Origin of the sequence: Oryzomonas sagensis (genome assembly GCF_008802355.1) — a bacterium.
Lineage (GTDB): Bacteria > Desulfobacterota > Desulfuromonadia > Geobacterales > Pseudopelobacteraceae > Oryzomonas > Oryzomonas sagensis.
Genome location: NZ_VZRA01000001.1, coordinates 868,234 through 879,479 on the forward strand (window position 1 = coordinate 868,234; position 11,246 = coordinate 879,479).

Consider the following 11,246-nt stretch of genomic DNA (forward strand, 5'->3'; position numbering starts at 1 on the left):
ACTGGCCGAAACTTAATAGGATACTGCTGCTATGGCGGCAATCTGGGCAGTAGTCAGGCTGCTGAGAGAACCCATACCTCCGTAGTTCCCCGTGATCGCTGCCTGGATCTGAGCTGCTGTCCTGACGCCCAGCGAACCGTGGCACCCGAGGCAAACGGTATTGTAGTACGATAAGGCGTCAAAGGCCGGCGCCGAGGTGGCCGCCGATGCCTGGGCCGAAGCGGCGCTTTCGCCGGCGCTGTTCACTGCGGTGACAACGTAGTAGTAGGTCGTGCCGGCGGCGAGTCCGGTCTGGACATAGGGGCTGGTGGCGCCGGCGATCTTGGTGCCGCTCGTTTTAGAGACCCCGCTGGTGGTGGCGTAGTAGATGTTGTACGAGGTGGCACCGCTGACCGCCGACCAGGAGACGGTCACCTGGTTGGTCCCGCCGGTGGCGCCCACGCCGGTCGGCGCGGCCGGGACGACCGGGGCCGGTGCGCTGGTGCTTGCCGATGCCTGGGCCGAAGCGGGGCTTTCGCCGGAGCTGTTCACCGCGGTGACGATGTAGTAGTAGGCGGTGCCTGCGGCGAGCCCGGTCTGGACATAGGGGCTGGTTACGCCGGCGATCTTGGTGCCGGAGGCGATGGTGACGCCGGTGGCGGTTGACCAGTAGATGTTATAGGAGGTGGCGCCGGAGACCGCGGACCAGGAGACGGTCATCTGATTGGTGCCGCCGGTGGCGGCCACGCCGGTCGGCGCGGTGGGGACGGCCGGGGGCGCCGCGTTGGTGGTGGCCGATGCCTGGGCCGAAGCGGTGCTCTCGCCGACGCTGTTGACGGCGGTGACGATGTAGTAATAGGTGGTGCCGGCGGAAAGGGCGGTCTGGACATAGGGGCTGGTGGCGCCGGCGATCTTGGTGCCGGAGGCGGTGGTGACGCCGGAAGCGGTGGCATAGTAGATGTTATAGGAGGTGGCGCCGGAAACCGCGGACCAGGAGATGGTCGCCTGTTTGGCGCCGCCGGTGGCGCTCACGCCGGTCGGTGCCGCCGGGGCGGTCGGTGCCGGGACGGCAGCCAGGGTCGTCGCGGCAACCTGGACGGAGGCGGCGCTCTCGCCGACGCTGTTGACGGCGGTCACCACGTAGTAGTAGGTGGTGGCGTCGGCGAGCCCGGTCTGAACGGCGGGGCTGGCGGCATTGCTGATCTTGGTGCCGTTGGCGGTGGTGACGCCGGAAGCGGTGGCATAGTAGATGTTATAGGAGGTGGCGCCGGAAACCGCCGGCCAGGAGATGGTCACCTGCTTGGTGCCGCCGGTGGCGGTCACGCCGGTGGGTGCCGCCGGGGCGGTCGGGGTCGGCACGGCGGCGTTGGTGGTGGCCGATGCCTGGGCCGAGGCGACGCTTTCGCCGGTGCTGTTGACGGCGGTCACCACATAATAGTAGGTGGTGCTGGCGGCGAGCCCGGTCTGGACGTACGGGGTGGTGGCATTGGCGATCTTGGTGCCGGTGGCGGTGGTGACGCCGGAGGTGGTGGCGTAATAGATGTTATAGGAGGTTGCATTGCTGACGGCGGTCCAGGAGACGGTCACCTGGCCGGCGCCGCCGACTGCGGCTACCCCGGTCGGGGCTACGGGAGCCGCCGGGGTCGAGGGGACGTTGCCGGGGTAGAAATTGCCGTTGGCGATGTCGGTCACCTTGCCGCTGTAGATAACGGCGCCGGTTTTGGCGTTGATGATCGACAGGTCCCCATTGGCGACGGTGATCTTCACGTTGTCGAACATATCGTCAAGGTCGAGATGGTTGGCGATGTAGCGTGACGTGATCGGGTTGGTGTTCTGGGCGTTGTATTGCTGGAGCAGGGGTTGCAGTTTTTTCAGCAGGGCATCGACGGTCGCCGCGAGGTTCCCCTTGATCTTGCCCAGTTTGTCGTGATCGGCGTTGTCGTAGGTTTTCGACGCGTCGTCATCCCCTGCGGCGCTGGCTACGATGGCGTCGGAAAGCGGGTTGATGTTGGCGGTGCCGGTGCCTTCGGCAAAGGAGTGCAGCTTATAGCTGGTGCCGGAGGCGCTGCCGGTCGCCTGGAGGATAAAGGGGGCCTGCATGCCGGTGACATCGATGGCAAATGTGCCGTCGCCGGCGATAACGGTGGTTCTTGTCAGCGGCGTGCTCGAGGAGTCCTTGAGGCTGACCTGGCCGGACAGGGGCGCCCCGACGGCGGCCGTGCCGTTCACGGTCTGGGAGGAGAGCCCTCCTCCGCCGCCGCATCCGGCAAGCGTGAGGCCGATTATTGCCAGAGAGGATATCGTGATTGCTGCAAGTGTCCTTTTGATCAGGTTTGTCATTGATGCTCCTTTCTTTGCTCCATGTGGTGCGCTGTTTGTCCTACTCATACGTGTCTCCATTTGTTCTCCTTGCTGCTTTCTGCTGCGGCTGGTTGATGGTGAGCAGCATCTGTTTCGTTGTTTCTGCTTACCGTTTTGCAAGGATACCGGGCACAAAAAAGCCGGGGCCCAATATCGAGGGTGATATTTCGGCGACCCGGCTGTCTCGGTGAGACCCTGTAGGCTTTCCGTCCCATCCTCGCGGATGGTTTAGTAGTATCGTGTATCACGGGTGTCTTGTACCGGTTTTACGGGCAATCTTGACCGGTACAAATGTCCGCCCTTCAGGCGTTGCAACGCTGGTGTTCTCTCTACCCCCTCATTTTCGATACCGGGTACAAAAAAGCCGGGGCCGAATATCTGGTACGATATTTCGGCGACCCGGCTGTCTCGGTGAGACCCTGTAGGCTTTCCGCCCCATCCTCGCGGATGGTTTAGTATTGTCGTCTATCTTGATCGCTGCTATTTTGATTAAAGTTGTTTACAGGATATAAAATGATACTATTAAAGTCAAGAATAAATTTCACATTCTTTGCCTTTGGGATTCACGGTAAGAAGGAACCGGCTGTCGGGCTGAAAATGGGGCGGCACGGGGGGCGGACGGGAATCCTTGCCCTGGCGTGCCAGATGATGTATTCTGCATCCGCCTGACAGGGGGGCGACGGTTTTCCAGCGGCGTTACCCTGTGATACTATTGCAGCAAAAGGAGCACGAACATGGCAAGCCTGAACAAGGTCATGCTGATAGGAAACCTGGGCAAGGACCCGGAAGTACGCTATACCCCGTCCGGGGCTGCCGTCGCCAGCTTTAACCTGGCGACCAGCGAACGCTTCAAGAACAAGAGCGGCGAATGGGAAGAACGCACCGAATGGCACCGGGTCACCCTCTGGTCGAAATTGGCCGAGATCGCCGGCGAATACCTCTCCAAGGGGAAGACCGTTTACATCGAAGGGCGCCTGCAAACCCGCAAGTGGCAGGACAACAGCGGCAATGAGCGCTACACCACCGAGATCGTCGGTGAAAAGATGCAGATGCTCTCCCCCAAGGGTGAAGGGCGCCGGGGCGGCGACGTGACCTCGGAACCGGTGCAGCATGGCGGCGGAGGGTTCGAAGAACCGCCGTTCCAGGATGACGATATTCCGTTCTAGCCGGTGCGCCTATAACGTAGATGTAGGCAAAGTCCCGTCAGACCCGCTTCTGGCGGGACTTTGTCGTTAACGTGCGGAAGATGCGGGATTCACCCGCCACCGCTCGATCCGCAGCGGTAACAAAAGCGGGCGGGAGCCTTTTCCCTCCGTTATACGCAGGGGCCGGGCACGATCATTCACCTACCGCCAAGTGCCGCAAGTTCGCGATGTCCCGCAACGGCGGTGCCCCGAATAACCGGTTGTATTCACGGCTGAACTGGGAAGGGCTCTCGTAGCCCACTTGAAATGCCGCGGTCGCCGCATCCATACGCTCTGCCAGCATTAAACGCCTGGCTTCCTGCAGGCGCAGTTGCTTTTGGAATTGTAACGGGCTGAGGGCGGTCATCGAGCGGAAGTGATGATGAAACGTCGCGCTGCTCATGCTGGCCTGCTCAGCCAGGTCGTCGATACGCAGCGGCTGGTCGAAGTGGTTCTTCAGCCAGTCGACCGCCCGCGCGATCTGATGGCTCTGGCTCCCCACCGATGCTATCTGGCGCAGGTGCGCACCCTGGTCCCCCACAAGCAAGCGATAGGTGATTTCCCTCTTAATAACCGGCGCAAGGATCGGTATGTCCTTCTCTTCCGCAAGCAAGTCGATCAATCGCTGAAAGGCGCCGACCAGCGGCAACGTCATTTCGCCGAGCAACATGCCGCGGCCCGATTGCTGCGCCCGAGGCGGAGGGAGATGACTGTCCACCATCAGCTGTGAGATCTCGCGCTGATCAAGCTTCAATACCAGTCCCAGGCAGGGTTTCTCCTCGCTCGCTTCGACAATATGCACCATGGTGGGCAGATGTATGGACGTAACCAGATAGTGGCGGGCGTCATAGACATAGGCGTCATCGCCGAACAACACGCGCTTGGCCCCTTGGGCAACCAGGCAAATGCTCGGTTCGTACAGCGCATTCTGCGGTGGGGTCGGTTTCTCATGTTGATAAAGCGACAGGCCCGGGATCGCGGATTCAAGCAAGGTGTTTTTCTCGGTCCAGCGGGCAATGCTCTTTCCCAAGGCTTCGACCGCTGTTCCCATGCGGTTGCTCATAATAAACCCCTCTCGTGCTCGCTTCGTAAATAATCCTTTTAAATAATACCTCGGAAATACTAACAATTCCCTCTCCGCATTACAAACATTTCTATGGCGTCTTTTAGGATCGGGCAAGAAATTGAGAGGAATGGTCTATAGCATTCGTCCGTTCGGGAGTACTATCCGAATAAAGGGTACACCATACGGAAAAAATGGTTGTAACGAACTCACCTCTAAGGAGATTACCATGAAATTTGAATTTCAGAATCCAACCCGTCTGGTCTTTGCCGCCGGCGCCCTCTCTCGCTTGGGCGAGGTGGCAAGCGCGCACGGTAAACGTGCCCTGCTGGTAACCGGCGGCGGCAGTGTCAAGCGCAGCGGCGTCTTTGATCGTGCCGTTTCCAGCCTGAAGCTTGCCGGTGTCTCGGTGGTGGAATGTTCCGGCATCGAGCCCAATCCGCGGATCTCGTCGGTGATTCGTGGTGCCGGGATTGCCAGAAGCGAAAAGTGCGATGTGGTCATCGCCCTGGGAGGCGGCAGCACCATGGATGCCTCCAAGGTGATCGCGGCGGCTGTTCTCTATGAAGGGGACCCGTGGGACATGTTCCTCCACGGGCAGGCGAACGTGCATGTACCGGCTTCGGCCCTCCCGGTCATTACCGTGCCGACACTGGCTGCCACCGGCTCGGAGATGAACTGCGGAGCGGTCATCAGCAATGAAGAGTCGAAAGTGAAGTCGTTCATACAGGCCGACTGCCTCTACCCCAGGGTCGCACTGGTGGACCCGGAGCTGACCCTGACGGTCCCGGCGGATCATACCGCATACGGCGTCTGCGACATGATCACCCATGTGACCGAGGGGTACTTCAACGGCGTCGAGGGGACGCCGTTGCAGGACCGCTTTGCCGAGGGGGTCATCCTCACCGCCATGGAGTGGGGTAAAAAAACGGTAGCCGACGGCAGTGATATCGAGGCCCGCGCCCAGGTCCAATGGGCATCGGTCGTGGCCCTCAACGGCTGGGTGCAGATCGGCACCGATGCGGCCTTTCCGGTGCACATGATCGAGCACACGCTGTCCGCCCTCCACGATATCGCCCATGGGGCGGGGCTGGCCGTGGTCAATCCGGCCTGGATGCGCTTTGCCGCCAAGGCGCGTCCCGCACGCTTCGCGCAGTTCGCCCAGCGCATCTTCGGGGTGCCGGCCCGGCCGGGGGACGAGCTCGGCTGCGCCATTGAAGGCATCGAGCGCTTCGAGGGGTTCCTCGCCTCCATCGGCTGCCCGGTGCGGCTGTCGCAGTTGGGCATCGGCGCTGCCCTGCTTCAGCAGTACGCTCAGGATACGCTGCACATCGTCCACGACGACCAGGGGCGTCTCCCCGGTTGTCCGCCCATGGGCGGAGCGGACATCGTCGACGTCCTGCGTTCGGCACTGTAACGGTTCCGGGTTGGGCCTTGCGGCAGCAAAATGATGGAGTCACGAACCGTCGAAGGAGATTGTACATGAAGACCACAGCAGTGCTTTTTTTGTCGCTTTTACTTGTCATTGCGGCGGGTGTTGTTACGGGCCGGGCATCGGCCGCCGAAGCAAGCAAGCCGTCGCAGAGCATATCCCCGGCCGGTTCACAGCCTTCCGTCAAAGGACCTGCCGCATATTTTACCGGTCAGGTCCGTGTTGCCCCCCTCTTCCCGGCACATGATGCGGCGCCCTATTCAGGTGGCCAGGTCACCTTCGAGCCGGGGGCCAGGTCCGCATGGCATACTCACCCGACAGGGCAGCATCTGCTCGTTACCGCCGGTGTCGGCCGGACCCAGGAATGGGGCGGCCCGATCGTTGAAATCAAGGCGGGAGACGTGATCTGGTGCCCGCCAGGGGTAAAGCACTGGCACGGGGCCGCACCCGCTACCGCAATGACCCATATCGCCATCACGGGTACCGTCAACGGCAAGAACGTCGAATGGCTGGAAAAGGTCACCGACGAGCAATACAACGGCAAACAGGGACGTACCCATGAATAGGAACATCAGTGTATTCCCGGCCGTCACGCTTGCCGCATTGTGCTGTTTTTCCACTATTTCGGAGGCGCAAAACATGGACAAGAATCTGGCTCTGAACGCCAAACAGCAAGGTATCGTCACCATTGCGGCCTTTACCGCCACCGGTGATCTGGAGCGGCTGAAGCCGGCATTGCATGAAGGCCTGGATGCCGGTCTGACCGTGAATGAAATCAAGGAGATCCTGGTGCAGTTGTATGCCTATACGGGGTTCCCGCGCAGCCTGAACGCGCTCAACGCCTTCATGGGCGTTATGGAAGAGCGGGGCCGGAAGGGGATCAGGGACAAGGCCGGCGAGGAGGCACGCCCCTTTCCCGCCACTAAAAGCAGCATGGAGCTTGGCACGGAAATCCAGACACGCCTGGCAGGAAAGCCGGTCACCGGGGCGATCTATACCTTTGCTCCCGCCATCGACCGGTTTTTGAAAGGACACCTGTTCGGAGATATCTTTGGGCGCGACAATCTGGACTTCCAGAACAGGGAGCTTGCCACTATTTCGGCTCTGGCCAACATGAAAGGCGTCGATCCCCAGCTGCAGGCCCATTTTGCCATCGGGTTCAACACCGGGCTCACAGAGGCTCAGATGAGGGGCCTGATAACCGTTTTCACGGTCAGGGTCGGTGAGAAAGAAGCCGAAAATGCCAATGACCTTTTGGGGAAGGCTCTCAGCAGCAGGGCAAAAGAGCGATCACTGAAATAAATCATGAAAATATGGCCTCCTCCCGGGAAACCGGTCCAGATTCTGGGGGAGTCCAGTGGGAACGAAACCCCTTCAGATCCGATTCTGAAGGGGTTTTTTGTTCATAGATGACCTGGTCGGCACGGCTCTGCCGAATAGGGGACCATGTCCGAAAATGGCAAGCACGGGTGCGCCGCACTATGGTATATTTCTTTTATCGAGCAGGACGTTCGATGAAAGAGGGGGCCGCCCTGGCGTTCCTCTGCTACCCTGAGCCTGTGCACTTTGCTTGAGACGATAGGGGAGGAAAAACTATGAAACGGTATTGCACCATCCTGACGCCTCTGGGAGAAATGATCGCAGCGGTGGAGCAGGAACACCTCTGCGGACTCTGGTTTGTCGGTCAGAAACATGCCCCGGAACATTTCCGCGAGTGGCTGCCAGACCCGGATCATCAGGTTTTCACGGCGCTACGGGGGCAACTGGACGCCTATTTTGCCGGTCGACTGCGCCGGTTCGATCTGCCGGTCGCCCCTCGGGGAACGCCGTTTCAAATGGCGACATGGGCGTTGTTGCGTGCCATCCCCCCGGGGACGGTCACCACATACGGCGCCCTGGCCCGGCAACTGGCCCCGGAGCGCGAAGGGCGCATGACCTCTGCCCGGGCGGTGGGCGGTGCCGTGGGGCGCAATCCGATCAGCATCGTCATCCCCTGCCACCGCGTCGTGGGGGCGAATGGCTCCCTGACCGGTTATGCCGGCGGCCTGGAGCGCAAGGTCGCCCTGCTGACCCTGGAGAACGTTGCAAACTTGAAGATTTCAATCTAGAATAAGACGCATTGGTTGTCAGGGGGCCGTTTGAAGCATATGTATCCTTTTCCGGTTGATTTCATGAGGCACACGCATTAAAGATCTCGCTTTGTTAGTTCCATACCTGGGAGCGCTCTGCCGCCGTTATGCCGGCGGTGCTCTCTTTCTCCTGCTGACCAACGGCTTTGCCCTGCTGATCCCCTGGTTCATGAAGCTGGCCGTGGAGGGATTGCAGCATCCGGCCGCCGTACGCCTCTCCCCTGCCGCCTGCGCCGCGGTGATCGTTGCCTTGGCTTTGGCGCACTGCATCACCCGCATCTTTTCCCGCACCCTGATCCTCAACGCGGCCCGCATCATTGAGTTCCGTATCCGTGACGATCTTTTTCGCCGCCTGATGCTCCTCGATCTGCAGTATTTTTCCCGCAGCAGGACCGGCGACATTCTCTCCCGATTCTCCAACGACCTGACCAACGTCCGCATGCTGACCGGATTCGGGGCCATGAGCGCCGTAAACACCGTAATCCTTTATCTGGCGGCGGTGACGCTGATGGTGCGCATCCAGCCCTGGCTGACCCTGTGGGCCATACTGCCCTTTCCCCTGATGGTGCTGGTGGTCAGGCGGATCAGCCAGAGCATGTTCCTGCGCTCCCTGGCGGCCCAGGAGGAGTTGGCCCGCCTGTCGAGCATGGCCGAGGAGTCCGTCTCGGCGGTACGTCTGATCAAATCCTATTGCCGCGAAGATCATTTTCTGGGCCTTTTTGAAGCCATGTCCGGCAGCTATCTGCACCACAACCTGCGCCTGGCCCGGCTGCGCGGACTCGTCTTGCCGGTAATGGCTGCCGCCACCGGGGCCGGCACGCTGGTGGTGGTCTTTCTGGGGGGGCGCCTGGTCATTGCCGGGGCCATGACCTTGGGGGATTTTGTCGCCTTCAGCGGCTATCTGACCATGTTGGTTTGGCCGACGGCGGTGCTGGGGTGGATACTGACCCTGGCCCAGCGCGGCGCGGCCTCAATGGCGCGTCTGGCCGTGATTCTGACGGCCGAGCCGTCGGTTGGGGATGCGGCCGACGCGGAACCCCTTGAGGAGGTGCGGCAGGGGATCGAGTTTCGCGAACTGACCTTCGGCTACGGGAATGAGACCGTGCTGGAGCGGATTTCCCTCCATATTGCGCCGGGTGAAAAGGTGGGGATCACCGGGGAGGTCGGCAGCGGCAAGTCCACGCTCCTCAGGCTGCTGCTGCGGCTCGTGCCGGTGGGTGACGGGATGCTGTTTCTGGACGGCCGGGATATCAACCGCATCGCCCTGAACAGCCTGCGGCGCCTGATCGGATATGTGCCCCAGGAAGCCTTTCTCTTCTCCCGCAACATCCGGGAGAATATCGCCTATGGCCTGGCGGCGGGAGCCGAGGGGGCCATTATCGCCGACGCGGCGCGGCAGGCCGGGTTCCTGGAGGATGTGGGCAACTTTCACGACGGACTGGACACCATGGTGGGAGAAAAAGGCGTGATGTTGTCGGGCGGGCAGAAACAGCGGCTGTCCATCGCCCGGGCGCTGGCGACGGACCCGCGCATCCTGGTGCTGGACGACCCGCTTTCGGCCGTTGATGCCGGTCACGAGGAAGAGATCCTGGCGCAACTGGGGGTGTTCTACCGTAACAGGACCGTGGTGATCGTTTCGCACCGCCTGTCGGCTTTTCGCGATTGCGACCGGGTCGTTGTGCTGAAAAACGGCGGGATCGCCGAACAGGGAAGGCCTGCCGACCTGTTGGCGCAGGGTGGGCTGTATGCGCAGATGTATCGAAGCCAGCGTTTGCAGGAGGAACTGTTATAGCCGCGCGCTCCGGCTGACCGCTGCGGGGGCGGCTCAGGGCCTAAAACGGGTAGCCCAAGCCGACGAATATGGCCGGGCCATCCCGGCCGATCCCCATATCGACCCGGCCGATGATGTTCGGCCGGACAATGGCGCGGAAGCCGACGCCGGGGTTGAACTCGAAATTGTTGGCGCGGGCCTTGTCAAACGCCTCCATCACCGCCCCCAGATCGACGAACGGGGCGACCTCCCAATCTGCGGTTACGTTGAATATCTCCCAGCGGAAAAGCCTGATTCGTTCCTCAAGGTTGCAGAGCAGGAAGCTGTTGTCGATGAAACGGTTCCGGCCATACCCCCGCAGGGTGGTCTCCCCCCCCAGGATACTCTGTTCCAGGAAAGGAACGTCTTTCCCCAGGGTCTGATTGTACATAAGGCGAAAGACGCTGACGTAGCGGGCGTCGTCCAGGGGGAAGAACCCCTTGGCTTCTGCCTCGTAATGGCGGAAGTCCGCTGCTCCGCCGAGAGCCTTGAACGTGGGCTCAAAGGTGACCTTGGCAAAACCCCCGAAGGTCGGAGTGGTGGCGGAGTCCAGCGTGCTGTAGACCAGGGAGATGCGTTGGGAATGGGTGGCGAATCCGTTTATCCCCGGCACGTGCCCCGCGCTGAACTGGTCTTTGATATAGGGGATTCCCTTGACCGCGCCCGGGTCGATACCGACATCACGGTACCGTTCCCCCAGGACCACCTGGAAGTGGCGACCGATGTCATAGCCTACGGACAGGTTGAAACCGATTTCCGCGTCGGTGTAATTGGTTTCCCGTTGTTTGGGGCTCTTGGCTTCGAAACCGAAGAAACGGGCGGAGCCGTCGTTGAAGAGATAGGTCACGAGGTTCAATTCCAGATGCTTGTCAAAAAAGGTCTTATCGTGGAGTTTGATCTCGTAATCGTTGTTGATGATGGTGGATTGGGAGAGGTTGATCTCGGCGTTCCGGTCGGGAGTGGGATAAAATGCGCCGTACAGGGACGTGGTGACGCCGAAATTCGTGTTATGGTTCACCTGGGGGGCCAGGAGGGCGTTGATCTCGTCGTTTTTGTTGTGGAAGAGGAATGCGGTCAACGCGCCGGCGGTTATCCCCTCGTTGGGGCTGGAGGCAATGACCGGCAGCGGTATGGCGACCGCCTTGACCGGGGTGTTGCCGGTATAGGACGCAAATATGCCGGGGACCTTTTCCCGCGGGATATAGCTCGTACAGCCGCCGAGCAGCACCGCAAGGAACAGGAAAAATGTAAACGGAATCAGGCTTCTGCCTGGCATGTGGCACGATTT

General features: G+C 60.9%; 9 protein-coding genes and 2 riboswitches. Of the genes, 6 read left to right on the forward strand and 3 right to left on the reverse strand.

The annotated features are described in order from the left end of the window. Positions 1-12: 12 nt before the first annotated feature. Complete coding sequence (locus F6V30_RS03940; RefSeq protein WP_151155181.1) at positions 13-2,319, reverse strand: fibronectin type III domain-containing protein; 2,307 nt, start codon at positions 2,317-2,319, stop codon at positions 13-15. A 187-nt stretch (positions 2,320-2,506) separates the two neighbouring features. Beyond that, positions 2,507-2,583, reverse strand: a riboswitch (cyclic di-GMP riboswitch). Between the two features lie 147 nt (positions 2,584-2,730). Then, a riboswitch (cyclic di-GMP riboswitch) is annotated at positions 2,731-2,807 on the reverse strand. 267 nt (positions 2,808-3,074) lie between these two features. Between F6V30_RS03940 and F6V30_RS03945 the strand changes: the two genes are divergently transcribed. Further along, positions 3,075-3,506: a single-stranded DNA-binding protein gene (locus tag F6V30_RS03945; RefSeq protein WP_151155182.1), complete on the forward strand. Its 432-nt coding sequence runs from the start codon at positions 3,075-3,077 to the stop codon at positions 3,504-3,506. 172 nt (positions 3,507-3,678) lie between these two features. On the opposite strand, the gene F6V30_RS03950 is transcribed toward F6V30_RS03945, so the two are convergent. Beyond that, positions 3,679-4,587: an AraC family transcriptional regulator gene (locus tag F6V30_RS03950; RefSeq protein ID WP_246163186.1), complete on the reverse strand. Its 909-nt coding sequence runs from the start codon at positions 4,585-4,587 to the stop codon at positions 3,679-3,681. Positions 4,588-4,816: 229 nt separating this feature from the next. Between F6V30_RS03950 and F6V30_RS03955 the strand changes: the two genes are divergently transcribed. The 5 genes from F6V30_RS03955 to F6V30_RS03975 all read left to right on the forward strand — a co-directional run bounded on the left by F6V30_RS03955 (position 4,817) and on the right by F6V30_RS03975 (position 9,940). Next, positions 4,817-6,004 (forward strand): iron-containing alcohol dehydrogenase, encoded by a 1,188-nt coding sequence (locus F6V30_RS03955; protein WP_151155183.1) that lies wholly within the window; start codon positions 4,817-4,819, stop codon positions 6,002-6,004. A gap of 65 nt (positions 6,005-6,069) precedes the next feature. After that, on the forward strand, positions 6,070-6,585 hold the full coding sequence (locus F6V30_RS03960) for a (R)-mandelonitrile lyase (protein WP_151155184.1): 516 nt from the start codon (positions 6,070-6,072) through the stop codon (positions 6,583-6,585). A gap of 73 nt (positions 6,586-6,658) precedes the next feature. After that, positions 6,659-7,321, forward strand: coding sequence for a carboxymuconolactone decarboxylase family protein (locus tag F6V30_RS03965; protein WP_246163190.1), 663 nt, complete (start codon positions 6,659-6,661; stop codon positions 7,319-7,321). A gap of 293 nt (positions 7,322-7,614) precedes the next feature. Then, the gene (locus F6V30_RS03970) at positions 7,615-8,127 is read left to right on the forward strand and encodes a methylated-DNA--[protein]-cysteine S-methyltransferase (protein WP_151155186.1); all 513 of its coding nucleotides are present in this window, start codon (positions 7,615-7,617) and stop codon (positions 8,125-8,127) included. Positions 8,128-8,218: 91 nt separating this feature from the next. Next, on the forward strand, positions 8,219-9,940 hold the full coding sequence (locus tag F6V30_RS03975; RefSeq protein ID WP_246163194.1) for an ABC transporter ATP-binding protein: 1,722 nt from the start codon (positions 8,219-8,221) through the stop codon (positions 9,938-9,940). A gap of 40 nt (positions 9,941-9,980) precedes the next feature. On the opposite strand, the gene F6V30_RS03980 is transcribed toward F6V30_RS03975, so the two are convergent. Then, positions 9,981-11,234: a BamA/TamA family outer membrane protein gene (locus F6V30_RS03980; RefSeq protein WP_151155188.1), complete on the reverse strand. Its 1,254-nt coding sequence runs from the start codon at positions 11,232-11,234 to the stop codon at positions 9,981-9,983. Between the last annotated feature and the right edge of the window lie 12 nt (positions 11,235-11,246).